The organism is Rhodococcus sp. KB6 (assembly GCF_001445685.1).
Classification (GTDB): Bacteria; Actinomycetota; Actinomycetes; order Mycobacteriales; family Mycobacteriaceae; genus Rhodococcus_F; species Rhodococcus_F qingshengii.
On record NZ_LNAK01000122.1, the window covers coordinates 213,402 to 230,555 of the forward strand.

Annotated in this window: 11 protein-coding genes; 6 read left to right on the plus strand and 5 right to left on the minus strand. The window is 64.9% G+C overall.

The genetic code is table 11. The features are described 5' to 3' along the window. Positions 1-43: 43 nt before the first annotated feature. Positions 44-619 (plus strand): hypothetical protein, encoded by a 576-nt coding sequence (locus ASU23_RS19755; RefSeq protein ID WP_058038559.1) that lies wholly within the window; start codon positions 44-46, stop codon positions 617-619. Beyond that, positions 616-1,620 (plus strand): TIGR03617 family F420-dependent LLM class oxidoreductase, encoded by a 1,005-nt coding sequence (locus ASU23_RS19760; protein WP_042926298.1) that lies wholly within the window; start codon positions 616-618, stop codon positions 1,618-1,620. The genes ASU23_RS19755 and ASU23_RS19760 overlap by 4 nt, the downstream gene beginning before the upstream one ends. Positions 1,621-1,639: 19 nt before the next feature. On the opposite strand, the gene ASU23_RS19765 is transcribed toward ASU23_RS19760, so the two are convergent. The 5 genes from ASU23_RS19765 to ASU23_RS19785 form a co-directional block, all read right to left on the minus strand. Then, on the minus strand, positions 1,640-2,284 hold the full coding sequence (locus tag ASU23_RS19765; RefSeq protein ID WP_007726694.1) for an FMN-dependent NADH-azoreductase: 645 nt from the start codon (positions 2,282-2,284) through the stop codon (positions 1,640-1,642). 23 nt (positions 2,285-2,307) lie between these two features. After that, complete coding sequence (locus ASU23_RS19770) at positions 2,308-3,891, minus strand: MFS transporter (RefSeq protein ID WP_007726692.1); 1,584 nt, start codon at positions 3,889-3,891, stop codon at positions 2,308-2,310. A 104-nt stretch (positions 3,892-3,995) separates the two neighbouring features. Next, positions 3,996-5,480, minus strand: coding sequence for a dynamin family protein (locus ASU23_RS19775; protein WP_042452229.1), 1,485 nt, complete (start codon positions 5,478-5,480; stop codon positions 3,996-3,998). Then, positions 5,477-7,345, minus strand: a complete 1,869-nt coding sequence (locus ASU23_RS19780; RefSeq protein ID WP_007726689.1) for a dynamin family protein — start codon at positions 7,343-7,345, stop codon at positions 5,477-5,479. Before ASU23_RS19780 ends, ASU23_RS19775 begins: the two co-directional genes overlap by 4 nt. Before the next feature lie 123 nt (positions 7,346-7,468). Beyond that, positions 7,469-9,766: an IniB N-terminal domain-containing protein gene (locus ASU23_RS19785; RefSeq protein ID WP_058038560.1), complete on the minus strand. Its 2,298-nt coding sequence runs from the start codon at positions 9,764-9,766 to the stop codon at positions 7,469-7,471. 335 nt (positions 9,767-10,101) lie between these two features. Here ASU23_RS19785 and ASU23_RS19790 point away from each other — a divergent pair, with 335 nt between their 5' ends. From ASU23_RS19790 to ASU23_RS19805, 4 genes are all read left to right on the plus strand, one after another. Next, positions 10,102-11,823 carry an Hsp70 family protein gene (locus ASU23_RS19790; RefSeq protein ID WP_054187121.1) on the plus strand — a complete coding sequence of 574 codons (1,722 nt, stop codon included), beginning with the start codon at positions 10,102-10,104 and terminating at the stop codon, positions 11,821-11,823. Between the two features lie 14 nt (positions 11,824-11,837). After that, positions 11,838-14,273: a LuxR C-terminal-related transcriptional regulator gene (locus tag ASU23_RS19795; protein WP_058038561.1), complete on the plus strand. Its 2,436-nt coding sequence runs from the start codon at positions 11,838-11,840 to the stop codon at positions 14,271-14,273. A 111-nt stretch (positions 14,274-14,384) separates the two neighbouring features. Beyond that, positions 14,385-15,635 carry a hypothetical protein gene (locus tag ASU23_RS19800; protein WP_047269499.1) on the plus strand — a complete coding sequence of 417 codons (1,251 nt, stop codon included), beginning with the start codon at positions 14,385-14,387 and terminating at the stop codon, positions 15,633-15,635. Between the two features lie 109 nt (positions 15,636-15,744). Continuing rightward, complete coding sequence (locus ASU23_RS19805; RefSeq protein WP_054187118.1) at positions 15,745-17,085, plus strand: S1 family peptidase; 1,341 nt, start codon at positions 15,745-15,747, stop codon at positions 17,083-17,085. The last annotated feature ends 69 nt before the right edge of the window (positions 17,086-17,154 follow it).

Below are 17,154 nucleotides of genomic sequence, written 5' to 3' on the forward strand. Positions count from 1 at the left end.
GCCACATCACTTCCGTATCTCTCCGAATGGCTACGATCGGCCGGTGACCGATCCCGACAATTCTCCCGCGCGACCTCCTCGCCCGTCACCTCCACGCCCGGCACCCGAGCGACCCGACGTCTCGGTTCGGCCGCTCCGACCTGCAGCGAGCGACGAGACACCCAAAGCCGTGACATTGTCCACCTCTGCCTGGATCGGCTCGTTCGTCGTCCTGGCCGGAATCGCCGGAGTGGTAGTCACCAGCCTCGACGACGTCCGGTCGGCTCTCGAAGAATCGACTGCGCGCGACAATCCCGGATACTCGTCCACCGACATCTCCGATGCCGTGACCGTCGTACTCGCCGGCAGCGGCGGCGGCGCTCTCGTCCTGGTCCTGCTCGCACTTTTGAGCCTTCAACTCCTCCGCGCACGCAAGAACGCCGGGCGGGTGATGACGGCGATCGTGGGAGTCCTGAGCATCGCGGCCGGACTCGGCTTCATGTCTCTGGTCGACGGCGCAGCAGACATCGGCGCCGGAGTTCTGAGATGGGGTCCGATTCTCTACTGCGCCCTGGTCGCGGTGGCGGCGATCGCTCCGTTCGCTCCCGGTGTCAGCACCTGGCTGCGGGGACGCCGATGAAGGTTCACGTACAACTGGACTCCGCGCCGGGCGCGGGCGCTGCTCGTAGCCGTGAACTCGCGGAGACCGGCGCCGGTGGCCTGTTCACGTTCGAGGGACCACACGACGTGTTCTTCCCGCTCGTCGAAGCAGCATCGGCCGTCGACCTCGACCTGATGACCAACGTCGCCATCGCATTCCCCCGCAGTCCCATGCATCTGGCGCATTCGGCCAACGACCTGCAGTTGCTCAGTCGCGGCCACTTTCGACTTGGCCTCGGATCGCAGATCAAACCGCACATCGAAAAACGCTACAGCGCAACGTGGTCGCGTCCGGCGGCCCGCATGAAGGAGACTGTCGCAGCGGTCAAGGCGATCTTCACTGCGTGGGAGAACACCTCGACGCTGAACTTCCGCGGCGAGTTCTTCACCCACACGTTGATGCCTCCGACGTTCGATCCAGGCCCCAACCCCTATGGGCCGCCGCCCATCCTGATGGGTGCGCTCGGACCGGTGATGACCAGGACAGCTGCCGAGGTGGCCGACGGACTACTGGTCATGCCGTTCCACACGCAACGTCATTTCCTCGAACGAACACTTCCGGCCGTCGGTGCCGGTCTTCGCGAATCCGGCCGCACCCGAGACGAATTCACGATCATCCCGCAGGTCATCGTCGGCGTCGGCCGCGGCGACGATCAACTTGCCGCGGCCGCCAGAGGCGTCCGAGCCCTGCTCTCGTTCTACGGTTCGACGCCCGCATACCGTCCGGTGCTCGACGTCGAAGGGTGGGGCGAGGTCCAACCGGAACTCAATGCCCTGTCGAAGCGAGGTGGCTACACCGAGATGGCGTCGCTGATCACCGATCCGATGCTGACCACACTCGCCGTCGTCGGCACTCCCGAAGAGTGCGCCACCGAGATTCGGCGGCGGTTCGGCGAACATGCCGACGAAGTGTGCTGCTATTTCCCCGGTTACGACGTAGAACCGTCAGACGTGGCGTCGATGATCTCGTCTCTCACCTGAACCCGGTCGAACTTCTTGATCAGGCCCCCAAGGTACGGGCCAGCTCGGTCAACGACTCCCGGGCAGCACGCAGGCTCGCGTCACCCTGCTCGATCAGAGGTGCCATCGCCGGAATACGTTGCGCCAAAGTCAGTTCCGCGGTGATGACGGAGACATCCATTCCCATCGACACCCCGAGCACCTGAACGAGTGGCGGGACGGTGTGATCGTTGGCCTCGTTTCCCGAGCCCGGCGCATAGGTGTTTCCGCGGCTGGAGACGATCACCACCGGCTTACCTGCCAGAGGCTGAGTACGCGTGTCGAAAGGCACCGTAGTCCCCAGGACGTGTACGTAGTCGATCCACGCCTTCAACGTGGACGGGATCGACCAGTTGTACATCGGCGCACCGATCACGACGACGTCTGCAGCGGTAAGTTGCTCGATGACCCGAGCCTGGAGTGCTTCCGCGGCGGGATCCGGAATCTCGCCCTCGACTCGCAAGCGTGGTGCATAGTGCAGGGCCGCGTCCGCGAGGTGCGGCAAGGGATCCCGGTGCAGGTCCAACGTCACCGTCGTGTGATCCGGACTGTTCTTCGACCACTGCTGAGCGAACAGTGCGGTCAGATCACGTGAGGTCGAGTGGTGGAGTTCGGCGGACGAATCGATGTGAAGTAGCTGTGGCATCCCTCATCACTACCAGAGCGCGCTCAACTCTTCTCCGCGGCTAGATCGGATTCCGCTGCGTACTGCGCCAGCAGGACTCGTTCGCGCTCGCGACGCGGATAGAAGAACGTCACCACCGCGGCACCGGCACACACGATGATGATCGCCGCGATGTAGGCGTTTGTATCCCCGTCCAGGAAGGCGTTTTTGGCGGCGGTCATGATTTGGTCCGCGTATTGCGGGTAGCGTTCCGCGAGAACTTCGGCGCTGGAGAAGGATTTGGTGAGCGCGGCCTGAGTTTCGGGAGTCACTTCGGATGCGTTCGGCGAGGACGAGATCGCATTTCCCAACGATTTTGCGTACCCGGCCGTGAGTATTCCGCCGAGAATCGACTGCATGATGGCGCCGCCCAGGTCGCGTTGCAGGTCCGAGGTTCCCGACGCCATACCAGCGCGGTGCACGGGAACGGATCCGGTCAGCGAACGCGATGCCGGTGTGCCGGCCAGACCGACGCCGATGCCGACAAGCGCATAGGCCAGCGCGACCTGCCAATACTGTGTGCTTTCGTTCCACAGGAACAGCGCGACGAACAAACCGAGAACCACGAACAGGTAGCCGGCGAGCAGCGTGACGCGGGCGCCGTACCTTTCGATCATGGTCGCCGAGCGCGGCGCGACGATCACCATCGCCAGCGCAGCCGGAATGATCGCCGCACCGGCTGCCAGCGTCGAGTACCCGAGGACGTTCTGCAGGAACTGCTGGCCGATGAACATCGCGCCCATGAGCGAACCGAACACGACCAACCCACCCACCGCCGCGACCCAGAAGGTCGGGCGCGCAGCTACGTGAAGATCGAACAGCGGATTGGCCGCGCGTCGCTGTTGCAGGAAGAACCCGATACCCGCGACAACTGCTATCGCCCCGAGCACCAGAGCCAACGTGCCCGAACCCTTCACCGGCGCAAAGTTGATGGACAACACCAGCGCCCCGATGAAGACGATCGACACTATGCCGCCGAGGTGATCGACTCGCTCGGTCGTCTCGTTGACGTGAGCGGGAACCAACACCAGGGAACAGATCAGTGCCACAAGGGCCAAGGGAAGGGTGACAAAGAAGACCGAACCCCAGTGAAACTGCTCGAGCAGCGCCCCCGAGACGATCGGACCGAGTGCTGAAATCGCGCCACCGATTGCCGACCACATGGCAATCGCCTTGGTTCGTGCCGGTCCGGCCCACAACGCCGTGATGATTGCCAGCGTGGTCGGGAACGCCAGACCTGCCGAGACGCCTCCGACTATCCGAGCGAGGAACAGCACTTCGAAGTTCCCGGCGAATCCCGCCACGATCGACGCCGGAATGGACAGCGCCATGCCGGTGACCAGCAACATCTTGCGGCCGTATCGGTCTCCCAAGGCCCCCAGGTAGAGCACCGTTCCGGCCAGGCCCAGCGAGTAGCCGACCGCGATCAGGTTCAGTTGCGTCTGACTGGCGTCGAAAGCCCGCCCGATATCGGGCAAAGCGACATTCGCGACCGAGAGATTGAGGTTCGCGACCGCAGCGACCAGGATGAGCGTCCCCAGGACGAGGGTGGCTCGATCCGGTGAAGCGGACTTGATGTCACTCGCCATGCGCGTGCTCCCATCGAGGTGGGACCCGAACCTGGTAGTTATGTCCGGATCATCCCGAACTCAAGATAGAACCCTCGTCCGGCGCTCGCATAGTGAACGGGTCCCTATTCGGGCACAATTTCAGCCAGGACGCCCTCGGCGCTGCGGGCGGCGACCAGGCAGGCGCGCGAGGTGAACCTGTCGAAGAGCGGATGTCTGGACAACTCGCGCCATCTGCGGACAGCCGCCGTGGCCCGCGCACGCTGCACCTCCGGCGATTCTTCCGGTTCGCAGCCCAACCGGTCACTTGCCCGGATTCCGTAGCCGCCGATCAGTCTTTGCAGTTGTGCCAGGTCGTCGGGTGGCAGATCCGTGTGTACCGAACGAAGACGCCCGAGCAGGCGAAGTTCGTGAAAGCCGTGAACATCGGCAAGCAACCGTTGCGCCTCCGCCGCGATCTGATCGCCTTCCTCGCTCGGATCGGCTTCGAGGATTCTTCCCAGCGTCACCAGCGCCGTGTGCGATTTGAGCTGATCTGCCCGCTGCCCGAATTGAACGTCGATCACCTGACGCAGTTCGTCCAGGCCGCTGCGCTCCAACAATTCGGCCGCCAGGGACGGTGAATCAGTGGCCCCCAACTTGATCGACGTCACGGCGAGGCGAATTCCGAAGAGCCCGAACCGATCGGCCAATTGCGCCCGCATGGCCGCATCGACCGGCAGCGGACTGTCCTGCCTGGCAAAGCGATCCGCGGAGAGGAGCGCAAGGCTCAGATCCTCGGCCGGAACCTGCGCGAGCGCCGAGAAGGCCGCGAACTCGCTCTGCCTCATCGTCCGAGCAGCGAGCGCGAGCAGACCTGCCACCGGAACCACCGACTGGCACAGGCCGGTTCGCTCCAACTCCTCGGCAAATCGCGCCGCGACGTCCTTCGCCGAAGACAACGCGTCGAGCCTGCCTGCGCCGACCTCATCGGCACGCGAGAGAACTCCGATCACTCCGAGTGGCCCGGATTCTCCGCCCACGTGATCCGCGATCTTCCCGAGGAACTGCATGTCACTGGCGTTGAGAGCCCGCAGGAGGTAGACCACTGCATCCGCGCCTGGTGCCTCACCGTCGGGAACGAGCATGTCCCAGGTGCGGGCCGAGACCTCGGTCGAGAGCGACGAAGTGCCCGGTGTGTCGATGATCGTCGTACGAGCCAATGCCGAAGACGGCCAGTCGACGTCGATGCGGTCCACCGAGTCTGCGGTGTACTCGCCCAGATCGAACGTGAGCCTGCCGTCGCGGCGCGTCACCGGCACGTTGAACTCGGCACCGTTCTCGGCCGTCGCGGTCACCTGCGGCGTCGTCCCGTTCCGATACCAGGTGACGACGCGTGTGCATTCCGTCGCGTCGGTAGGCGCTATATCCTGTCCGACAAGCGAATTGAGCAGCGTCGACTTACCCGCTTTGAGGGAGCCGGCGAGCGCCACCCGGAGTGGCTCGTCGAGCCTGGCCGCACATTCTTCCAACTGGGCGCGCGTCTGCGGCTGATCGGCGTAGGCACGTCTGGCGTGGTCGATCAGGGCGTGTGCCGACTCCACTGCGGTCACGGTGGTCGTGGCATTCATGCGTTGGTCACCTTTGCCGAGGCAGGAGCGGGAGTTTCGCCGATCAGCGTTCCGGCAACGGCGTCGAGCTCCGCGACGACGCGCATGTCGGTCTCCAGACGCTTGATCCGAGCGGCATGTTCACTCGACTCCAACTGCGCGGCTTCCTGAGTGGCGCGGAGGGATTCGTTGATCGAGCGCAACGCCTGCTCGGCGATGTCGGTGAAGTGATCACGCAACAGCCGCTGCACCAGGCGTAGGCGATCCTTCGACTCCTTGCCCACCTGGAAGCTGACGTCGTCGGCAAACCGTCGGATAGCCGCTTTCGCCTCAGCGCGACGCTTGAGCACCTGAGCCTGCTTGTCTTCACGATAAGCCTTGGTGCCCAGCAGAACCCCGGCGCCGATGGAGATCGGGTTGACCAGAGCCATGCCCATCATCGTGGTGATCAAGCCGAACATGAGCACGCCGCCGTACGAGCCGCGCATGCCGACCAGGACTTTCTGAGTGATGCCGATTCGGCCGGATTCGAGGTCCGCCAATGCACCGACCGGTTCCAGGAAACCGTCGGTGTCGGCGACGTCGAGATGCGGGAGCGCGACGTCACCGGTCTCCGCAAAGTGCTGCGCCACAACTTCTGCCAGCCACTGTGCGCGATCATGCGCCCACACGAAGTTGTCACCGATCGCGGTGGCGATCTCCTGTTCGAGCCACTCCCCCACGACGTCCCAGTCCTTACCGGGATCGCCTTCGTCGACCGTCTCCTCGGCCTGGCGGGTCACCCGGCGCAACCGGTCCCGGAGGTCGTGATCGATGTCGGCGGCGAGGTCTGCGATGCCGTCACCGAGGCTCTGCTGCCACAGTGAGGTCTTCTTGTGCAGTTCCTCGGCCGCTGCCCGGGCACGCTGCAGTCCCGCGACCGCTGCCTGAGCGGTCGACGGATCCTTCAGCGCCGCAAGCTCACTGCCCATCTCCAACGTCAGATGCGCTGCCGCAGAACGCACATCCATCGCAACTGCGCGTCGAGTATTCGATTCGGCACGCGCAACGACGTTGTCCCGCAAGAACTGATAGAGGTCCAAGAATCCGGATTCCGCTTCGAGTTCCTTGTCCCCCAGCCTCAGCGCGTGCGAGCGCAGTACCGAGGAGATCGGAATGAGCGGCAGATCCAACCCGGCACGCTGGAGATGTCCGCGATCGGCGTCGAGGATCTGCCGCCAGTGCGGGTACAGATCGGTCTTGCTGATCAGCCCGGCTACCGCAGGACACAGATTGACGACCTGGCGGATGAATCCCAGCTCCGGTTCGGTGAACTCCTGGCTGGAGTCCGACAGAACCAACACTGCATCGGCCGCAGTGATCAATCCCAATGTTCCTGCAGCATGAGGATTTCCATGACCGCCGACACCAGGGGTGTCGATCAGAACCAAACCGTCGGCCAACAGCGGACTGGGAACACCCACTTCCACACGCAGAACCTCACGCCCTTCGGCGCGAGGCGTGGCCGGGGTGATCCCCATCAGTTCCTCGAGCGGGAGGGGCACCCGAATGGGCGCCGCACCCGGATCGGCGAGAATCAGTTCGGCGACCGCGGTCTCCGCGTACTGAACTACCGTCGCCACGGCCGTGGTCTCGTCGTCACCGACCGAGCACACGTCGATGCCTAGCAGAGAATTGACGAACTGGCTCTTGCCCTGCTTGAGGGGTCCGACCACCACGATGCGAATACGCGGGTCGTTGACTCTCACCTGAGCGTTCTCGAGTCGGCGCACCAGATCCGTGCGCCCGAAATCCTTCGCCACGACGGCTGTTCGTTCGAGCAACGACGCCGTCGACGACGCGACGCGCGCCTTCCGGCTGCTTACCTGACTCGCTGAATCACTCATGAGCTACGTTGACCCGCAATTCTTCCCGACTCGAATATCCGGCCCTGCGAACGCATAGCGCACGCAGGGCCGGATTTGTTACATCAGGTCATTTTGACCGATTTCAGTTCCTGCGTCAGCAGATCAGGGATGCAGGTGATCGACAACCGCAACCGGGTCGATGTGATCGACCGGCGCTGCAACCGAATCCTCGGCGAAGAGCGAGTGTTCGGTATCGGCGCTCAGACCCGAAGTGGAACCCGAACCGAAAGCATCGGTCGCATCGATCGACGACCACGGGTTCAGCGCACCGGTCGACGAACTCGTCAGGTCGGACACTCCGCTCACTGCTCCACCGAGGGATCCGCCCAGGTCAGCGACTCCACCGCCGCCAACGGTACCGCCGCCGTCGACTGTGCCACCGGCAGCTGCGGCTGCGTCGGCTCCGATCGAACCGGTCACGTCGGTGACTGCTCCGACAGCCCCGCCGAGCGATCCACCGAGATCGGTGACGCCGTTCAGTGCGCCGCCGAGCGACCCACCCAAACCAGCCGCAGCGTTCGTGGCCGCGTCGAGACCTGCTGTTGCGTCGAGACCTGCTGTTGCGTCCAGCGCGCCGCCCACAGTTGCTCCGAGGTCGCCGGTCACACCGCCGAGGTTCAGGCCTTCTGCCGCGATGCTTCCGAGGTCGACGGAAGGCAGTTCAGCGGAGATCGGGCCGAGGTTCACAGCGCCGAGGTCGACGGAGGGCAAGTCGGCACCGATCGAACCGGTGTCGATTCCGCCGAGGTTCAGTGCCGTGTCCAGCGCTCCACCGAGTGCACCTTCGGCACCGAGAACGCTGTCGAGAGAGCCCCCCAGCCCGAGGCCCGCGCCCAGCGCACCGTCCAGCGCGCCGGTCAGGTCCGTGCCCACGGAACCGACAGCACCCAAGCCGCCTGCACCTGCGAGGGCGGTGTCGAGAGCCGCAGCGACACCGGCTGCCAAGCCTGCTTCACCGCCCAGACCGAGTGCACCACCGAGGTCGATTCCGGTAAGTCCGCCTGCGCCCAGCGCTGCGTCGAGAGCGCCGCCGAGACCGCCCGCGAGCCCGGCATCGACGCCGAGTGCCGAACCGAGAACACCCTCGAGGGCCGTCGACAGATTCGCGCCTCCGGCCAGAGCTGCCGCGAGGTCTGCGCCGAGACCGCCTTCGAGGTCGAGTGCTCCCCCGAGCAGTCCACCGAGTGCGCCACCCAGGTCGGCTCCGACCGTTCCCCCGGCACCGAGGGCGCCGGAGAGTGCCGCGCTGAGCTGCGCGCCGAGGTCTGCTCCGCCGCCGAGTACGGCGTCGAGGTCGAGTCCGCCGCCGAGACCCAGTGCTGCGTCGAGTGCGCCGCCCAATGCAGTTTCCAGACCGCCGCCGACGCCGAGTGCTCCGCCGAGGGCGCCACTCAGGGCAGCACCGAGATCGAGGCCGCCCGCGATATCGGTGAGAACGCTGACATCCGTGATCGCGCCGAGGACGCCGCCGAGCGATGCACCCAGATCGGCGCCGATCGTGCCGCCGGCTCCCAGGACGCCCGAGAGCGCGCCGGACAATGCCGTGCTGAGGTCGCCTGTCAGAGCGCCGGCAAGATCCAGGCCGCCGCCGAGTGCAAGAGCGGATTCCAGTGCGCCGGTCAGGCTCGTGCCCAGTTCGCCGCCGATGTCAAGGAGACCGCTGAGGTCTGCTGCGCCGCCGAGGAGTCCACCGAGAGCCAGGCCGAGATCGGCTCCGAGGTCACCACCGATGGCGAATACGGGTGCGAGAGCTCCGCTGAGCCCTGCCGTCAGGTCGAGTCCGCCGACTGCGCCGATCGCGGCGTCGAGGGCTGCTCCCAGCTCCGCAGTCAGGCCGCCGGTCACACCGAGGGCGCCGCCCAGAGCCGCGCTGAGCTGTGCGCCCAGATCGAGAGCTCCTTCGAGATCGAGTGCGCCGCCCAAACCGAGACCGGCTTCGATCACAGCGCCGAAGGCTGCGCCGAGTTCGGCACTGATCTCGCCACCGATGGCAAGCGCAGCGCTGAGGGCTGCTGCGAAGTCGCCGACCAGGTCGAACTGGCCGCCGAGGGCGCCTCCGACTCCGATTCCTGCACCGGCGCCGAGACCCAGGCTGCCGCCGAGGCCACCACCGAGACCACCGGTGAGTCCACCACCGAGACCACCGCCGAGTCCGAGACCGCCGCCGATTGCACCGGCAGCGGACGCACCGGCGTTGACGATCGCGGACAGGTCGGCGCCACCACCGGCAAAGAGTCCGGACTCGGCGACCAGCGGAGCGACCGCGACGATGTCGGCGGGGCTGACGTCGCACAGACCGGCAGCATCGAGTGCCGCGGTCGGGTTGGCGCAGTAGTTGGCAGCTGCCTCGTCGTCACGAAGTAGCCCGAGGATGAATTCGAGTACGGCGTTCGTTGCCATGGCGGGTTCTCCTGAAGTTCGTTGACCGGGTTGTTGCCGGTGGGTAGTTGCCGGTGGTCCGGAAACTGGTGCGCTGCCAGAGGTAGCGAGTGGAATCAACGCTAAGAACTTTTGCGAGTGGGGCCAACGGGGAGCACCCCCCTCTTCTCCAGGGACAGGTGGGGAAGCCCCCCATTGGGCTACGCCCGGTCGGAATAGGGGATTTGCCCCGATTAGGGGATCGGTCCCCTACTTCGTCGCGACGCCTCCGATCCGGTAACGATCTAGGTCCTGAAACCGACATCTCAGACAACCGCGACAGTCCTTCTGTCGCCCACGACCAGGGGAGTTCGTTCATGGCGGCAGGGCTCGGCATCAGCATCGGTTCGGCCACTCTCGTAGCTGTCACCGACGGCTCGACCGGTGAAACGCAACAGGTCCGCTTACCCAGTGCGCTGCAATTGGACGACGGATCCGTCATCACCGGATTTGTCGAGCGCGTCGGAGACCCGATTCCGATACTTGCCGCCGACGGTACCGAGTACCGCGGCGAGGCTCTCGCGGCGACAGCGGTCGGCGCACTGGTAGACCAGGCAGGCGGTAACGAAGGGCCAACTGTCGTCCTGGCTCACCCGGTGGGGTGGAACCGCCACACGGCACGCACCATGGAGTCCGCTCTGGACGACGTCGGAATTCACGGGGCGACTCTCGTCGCCGAACCCGCAGCCGTCATGGCGTGGCTCGCCGCTTCCGGAACTGTCGTCAGCGACGGTCTGACCGTCGTCTACGACCTCGGTGCTCGCTCGCTCGACGTCACGATGATGTCCACGACCGACGGACGAAGCGAGATCTTCGGTAAGCCGCTGCGCAGCGAGGACATCGGCGGCGACGAATTCGATCACCTCGTCACCGTTCACCTGCTCGATGCGGTTTCCGACCAGTTCGCAACCCTTGATCCCTTTGCACCCGAGACGATTGCAGCGCTGGAAACTCTGCGCGAGCATGCCCGCGCAGCCAAGGAGGAACTTTCCACCGAGACGGAAACCGTTGCCCGCGTGGCGCTTCCCGGTGCCGTCAGCGACGTTCGACTCGTTCGTTCCGAACTCGAAGATCTGATCCGGCCCGCCCTCACCGAATCGGTGGCATTGGTTCGCGAAAGCCTGCGATCTGCCGGCGTCGAGTCCAGTGACGTCAATCAGGTTGTCCTGGCCGGCGGAAGCTCGTCCATTCCCCTTGTCGCCGAACTACTGTCGGCGGAGCTTCGTGTCCCGGTGATCGCCGACGCCGATCCAGCGTCGTGCGCGGCGTCCGGCGCCGCGGCCCTCGCACTCGACGCCAGAGACTCGCAAGTACCGGCCGCCGCCACTGCAGTGATTCCCGCCGAGCCGTCTCGCAAGCCCGCACCAGTTCCCGCCTTCTCCACTCCGTTGCTTGCCGAGCCGACCGAAGAAGAGAACACGGCGACTCGACGCTCGTCGAGGGTCGGCGTCGTTGCTGCAGTGGTGGGAGCATTCATCGTGCTCGCCGCAGGCGGGCTCGGAATCGGAACTGCCATGGACAAGATCAATGTTCCGTCCAGTTCGGCGAACACCACCAGCGAGTCCACCTCCTCGACCGCTTCGACCACCGCGGGCTCTACTCCCGGCAGCACCACGGCAGCGGAAGCGGCAGGCACCGGATCCACGACTGCGAACAACGGCACTCAAAGCAATCAGCCCGGTTCTCCTGCTGCCGCAGGCGGCTCGACGACGGCGCCGGGGGCAGTTCCGGTTGCCGGCGCACCGGCGGGATCCTCGCCCGCACCGGGCGAGACCGCTCCGTCGGCGCCTGCACCTGCCGCACCCGGCGCCCCGGCGCCCGCACCTGCTCCCGCCCCGGCACCAGCACCCGCGCCTGGAGCCGGCGTCGGGACCGGTGTCGGTGACGCTGCGACCGGCATCGGAAACGGAGTCGGCGGTCTGGTCGACGGTGTCGGCAACGGAGTCGGCGGCGTGGTCGGAGGTCTCGGTAACGTCGTCGGTGGTGTCGGAAACGTGGTCGGTGGTGTCGTCGGCGGCGTCACCGCACCGATCCGCTGACCGGCGGTCTTTCGATGAACCGTGACAACGGCACCGAATCGTCGTTCATCGCAGGACTTTTGCGCGACGTCGACCTGACTGCATCGCCACTGCGCCTATTCGTCACCGGGACCGATGCCAGCGCTCGGCCCCAAGTGACGAGGGTTGTACGGAAGCGAATCGAATCGGGTGACAAGCCCGTGGTCACCGCAGTCACGCATGACGTCCCCGCCGACGCGATTGTGGTGATCGCGGACGCGCAAGCTCTGACCTCCGATGAAATCCGTGCCCTGAAAGAGCTTGTCCAACGTGACGACCTCGGAGTTGTCGTAGCCTCCGATCGGATCGATCCACCACTCGCACCGATCTACTCGAACATCTCGAGTTTCGGCACCGTGTTGCATCTGAACCCGTTGAACCGAAACGATATTCGGAAGATCGCGGCCGAGCGAAGAGTCCCGCTCGACGACCGCGCCGTGGTGGCGCTCGAGCATCTGTCCGGTGGTTCCTTCGGGGCGATCGAAGCGTACTTCGCCGCCGCCTCGGCAGGCCGCCTGGAAATGCCGAACGCCATACGCACACACATCCTCCACCAGGTCACCGCTCTGCATCCGATCGAGCGCGAGATCCTCGAAGTTTCACTCGCCGTCCCGGACATCGACGCCTTCGAGCTCGATCTGGGACAGGAGAAGTTCAGCCTCACAGCTGCATTCGACCGGGCACTGGCGACCGGACTGTTCGGTTCGCGATCACCACTCGTCGCGAGCGTGCTCGCCGAGTCGACGAGCACCGGGCGTATCCGCAGCGAGCTGATCAGAATCGTCGCATCACGCGCACACACGAGAACCCTCGATATCGACACAGCACGAAGACTTTTCGACTCCGGAATCCGCCACCGCGATCTCACGGGTGTACTACGAGACGCCGTCGAGGCGAGCACGCCGGCGGTCGCGGCAGATCTCTTTCGCCGCGTGAATTCGATCGAGCCTCTCGGCGTGGCCGACACGCTGCTGTACGCCCAGGTCTCGGCTCGCAGTGGTGACCTCGACACTGCCTGCCGTCTGGCCGATTCCGTCATCGCCGCACCCGATCTCGACGACGCGAGATTGGCTGCGGCGGTGCGAATCCGCGCAGCTTCGTCCGCAGCATGCGGCCAACTCGGCGCCGCTGCAGATCTCTACACCTGGCTGGGGCCAGGGCGCACCGGAAACGAATCCCCCTTCGCCGCAATCACTTTCCTCGGCATCGGCAAGGTCGATGACGCGAACGCGGCGCTCACCGGACACACCGGATCACCGTCGAGCTCGACGGTCGGCGCTACCACACTGGCCAACGGACTGATGCAATCGGTCACCGGGAGCGCACCGAGTGCGCTCAACACGATGTCGCGCGCACTCTCGCTCCCCGGCGGAGCCGACACATCTGAATTCCAGCCTGATTCCGCCCCGGCGCTGGTAGCTCTCGCACTCCTGCACAACGGCGCCCATGAACGGGCCGCCGCTGTCGTCACGTCCGCGATCGCCGCCGACGACGCAAGCAGCCACACGTGGGCGCGACTTCACCTTCTCGGCGCCTGGATCGCGATGGTCCGCGGGCAGGACACGATTCTCGAAGACCTACCGCAGGAGGTAGTCCGCGGCCCCCTCCGTGAGCGTGACGCACTGTTTCTGCATGCTCTGATCGTGGGTCTCGCTCGGCGTTCCGGCGATCTCGCCCAGCTGCGTCGAGCTTGGTCGGGCGCGGCAGGCACCCTCTCGTCCTGCAGCGTTGATCTGTTCAATCTGCTTCCCATCGGCGAACTGTGGCTTGCGGCAGTACGGCTCGAGGAGACCGAGCAGGTCGAGCATCTCGTCGACGACGCGCGCTCACTCCTCCGCGCGCTCGGCGAGCCGCCGCTGTGGTCGTCGCCGCTGCATTGGTACGGCGTCCAGGCGTCGATCCTCTCGCAGTCGCCGGCCGATCTCCTCCCACACGCCCATACACTCGCCGAATCAGCCAAAACTCACACTTACGCAGCCGGTTTGGCGATCGCCGGACGCCAGTGGCTCCTACTGATGCAAGGCAACGTCGACGCAGACGGTGTCGAAGCCGCCGCACGAACGCTCAGTCGGATCGGACTCCCGTGGGACGCCGCTCGCCTCGCCGGCGAAGCAGCGCTGCGCACCCCGGACACCAAATCGGCCACGGCACTGCTCCACGTTGCGCGCTCGCTACGCACAACGTCGACGGCCGAGACAAGTGCAACCGATACCGCCACAAGTGCGGCGCCACCGTCGGTGTTGACCGAGCGCGAACAAGAAGTTGCCGAACTCGTCGTCGTCGGACTGACGTATCGGGAAATCGGCGAACGCCTCTACATCTCCGCTAAAACCGTCGAGCACCATGTCGCACGCATCAAGCGGCGCGTCGGGGCGCAGTCTCGTTCGGAACTGCTCACCATCCTTCGCAGCATGACACCGTCGAACAAGTAGTTAGCTGCATATTGTCCAGAGGGTTGCGTATATCCGTTTAAGTGATAGTTTTCACAGCAATCAGGACAAGCCTGCCGAGCAAAGTTCGGTAACTGTGAAACGGGGATCGCTATGAAGTGGGGAGTCGGACTCGCCGTCGGCAACAAACGAAGCATTGCTGCGATCGCGAGACCTGACTCGGAGCTGGTGACCCTCGAACGCGAATCGGTTCTGCACCACGCCCCCGACGGCACCGTGCAGCTAGGCGGAACCGCGGCGGGGTCCACCGGGTTGCGCGGGTTCCTCGACAGGGTCGGCACCGACGATACCGACAACTTCTCCGAGCACATGACGCGAGGGGAGGAACTGGTAGCGACAGCAATGTATTGCCTGGTCAAGGAAGTCCGAACACTCACCGATCAGAACCTGAACATCTCTGCGGTGATCCCCGCAGGTTGGTCGAGCGATTCCGTCGACGTACTGCGCGGCGCACTCGACAGCATGAATCTCGACGGCGTCGAACTGATTTCAGAAGATGAAGCCTCTGCGGCTTGGCTCGCGGATCCGGACGCCGACGACCGTGCTGCTCGCGGAGCCGCAGCGTTGGCCGCACCCTTCTCGATCACCTCTACCTGTCCCGAACCCCAGCCAACCGATTTTGCCGAGCCAGAGGACACCCCCGAAGAGTTTCCGCCGTTCGTTCTGATCGAACCGGAGCCGGAATCCGGCGTGGAGGCACCGGTCACGAAAGAACCGAGCATCGACGGTTGGCTGAATCGCCAGTGGCGGTCGGAGCGCCGACCGATCATCGCCGCAGCAGCCGCCGCAGTCTTTCTGACGGTGTCGGGTTGCGCGGCAGCGGTCATCATCGGACACACTCCGACCATTTCAGCACCCAGGATTCTCGACGCACAATCTTCCCTGTCCCCCGGGACGGACACAGCTGCCACCCCGACGAGTTCATCCGGGACAGGCACGCAATCAGCGACCTCACCCCCACCGGAAGTACCCGCTCTCGGCGCGCAGCCGACGGCGCAGTCGTGGGCATCCGAAGCGGAATCGACCTCATCCGAATCCCAGCCCATTCCGGTGAGTCCGGGCACCGGTACAGAGAAATCCACTACGGCGAACGTCCCCGCGCAACAGGGATCGCCGATCACCATCCAGATCGATCCCCTTCGGATCGAGAACCTGCCGCCGGTCGTCGGACCGCTGGATCCGGTCGATCCGGATACCCCGGACACTCCCGCCGTGACCGCCCCCACTGATACACAGACAACGCCGACGCAGCCGTCCAACCCGACCGACACAACCGATCCGGTGGTTCCGAATCCCGACATGCCCGTCATGCCATTGGCCCCGAGACCCGGAATGCCAAGTTAGACAGAATAACTCGACTTGCCGACAACAGGCACATATTCCTCGTCGAAACTTTTCCCCTATGGTGGGTGCGGTACCTACCGGCTCGGTGCCGGGGACTTGAAGGGATTTCATGCGTAACTCGTTGGCGATCCGCACCGCTGTGGTCGGCGCCTCGGCACTACTGCTCGCAGCTCCATTCACCACGACGGCATCGGCAGAGCCCGCCTCCGACACGCATGTCGAACAGCTCGGGGCAGATCAGCTTCCGGCTGAGCTGATCGAGGCGATCACACGCGATCTGAAGATCTCCCCACAGGAGTATCTGGACCGCGCTGCCAAAGCTCAGGAACTCGGTGCATACGCCCAGGAATTCAAGTCCGAGCGCCCTGGCGACTACGCCGGCTCGTGGATGGGACTCGACGGTCAACCCGTCGTAGCCGTCACCACCACCGAAGCTGCACGCATCGCGGCCGACGACGGTTACCGCACGCACGTCGCCCCCGTCTCCGCCGACACCCTCGAGAAGACGCTGGCCGACGTCAACGGATGGATTGCCGGGCTGCCCAAGGAAATCTCACGCGCAGTCAATTCGGCGACTATCGACGTCCTGAACAACCAGGTCGTCATCGACGTCGCGAACAGCCCCGTCGGGCAGGCGCTCAATCTTCCGACCCTGCTCGAGAACACCAAGATCGTTCTCAGCCCGGACGGTGGCGGATCGGTTGATCCCGGAGCACTCGGCGGCGACACCTACATCACGTCGACAGGCCCCATTCGCGAGACACCGACCGAGAACATCTCGGTCTGCTCGTTCGGGTTCAACGCCGTCGACGATCAGAACAATGCTCTCAATATCAGTGCCGGACACTGCAATCCGGCCGAGGGTTCGAAGTCGCCCGTCTACCTGCCGAATCACGCGAACGTCGACGACAGTCAGTTGATCGGAGCATTCTCACAGTCTTCCGTCGGCAACAACGCCGGCGATCTCGATTACTCGGTCATCAAGTTCGACCAGTCCGGCATCGACGCGGGCCTCGACCGTGCTGCCGTCCGCGGTGCCAACGGGACCACCCTCGCGATCACGGGAACAGCACGTCCCGTGATCGGCGCTCCCATCTGCAAGTCCGGCCAGACGTCGTCCTTCACCTGTGGTGTCGTGGCAGCCGATCGCGTCGAAACTCAACTGGTCATGGCGGACGGTGATTCACGAACCGTTCGCGGATTCGCCGGTACCGCGTGCACCCTCGCCGGGGACAGCGGCGGCGCCATCGTCTCCGGAACCTTGGCTCTGGGCATCACCAGCGGCTCCAACAGCAGCGGAGCACCCAGTTGCAACGAAGCGAACCTGGTACTGGCGACCTCCGGTGGAACCTCGAATCTGGGTATTCCGGTCGGAGACATCCTCGACGCGGCAGATCGCGCTTCCGGTGGCGGTGTCGGTGCCGGAATCCGCGTCCGCACTGCAGGTTGACCAACCACTGATTCACGCACTGTGCCCGCCGATCCGTTTCGCGATCGGCGGGCACAGTGCTGTTGTCGG

Excerpts from the sequence above, each read along its gene's own strand:
- ASU23_RS19760 (WP_042926298.1), top strand. The coding sequence starts at position 616 with ATGAAGGTTCACGTACAACTGGACTCCGCGCCGGGCGCGGGCGCTGCT.
- ASU23_RS19765 (WP_007726694.1), bottom strand. The coding sequence starts at position 2,284 with ATGCCACAGCTACTTCACATCGATTCGTCCGCCGAACTCCACCACTCG.
- ASU23_RS19770 (WP_007726692.1), bottom strand. The coding sequence starts at position 3,891 with ATGGCGAGTGACATCAAGTCCGCTTCACCGGATCGAGCCACCCTCGTC.
- ASU23_RS19775 (WP_042452229.1), bottom strand. The coding sequence starts at position 5,480 with ATGAATGCCACGACCACCGTGACCGCAGTGGAGTCGGCACACGCCCTG.
- ASU23_RS19780 (WP_007726689.1), bottom strand. The coding sequence starts at position 7,345 with ATGAGTGATTCAGCGAGTCAGGTAAGCAGCCGGAAGGCGCGCGTCGCG.
- ASU23_RS19785 (WP_058038560.1), bottom strand. The coding sequence starts at position 9,766 with ATGGCAACGAACGCCGTACTCGAATTCATCCTCGGGCTACTTCGTGAC.
- ASU23_RS19790 (WP_054187121.1), top strand. The coding sequence starts at position 10,102 with ATGGCGGCAGGGCTCGGCATCAGCATCGGTTCGGCCACTCTCGTAGCT.
- ASU23_RS19795 (WP_058038561.1), top strand. The coding sequence starts at position 11,838 with ATGAACCGTGACAACGGCACCGAATCGTCGTTCATCGCAGGACTTTTG.
- ASU23_RS19800 (WP_047269499.1), top strand. The coding sequence starts at position 14,385 with ATGAAGTGGGGAGTCGGACTCGCCGTCGGCAACAAACGAAGCATTGCT.
- ASU23_RS19805 (WP_054187118.1), top strand. The coding sequence starts at position 15,745 with ATGCGTAACTCGTTGGCGATCCGCACCGCTGTGGTCGGCGCCTCGGCA.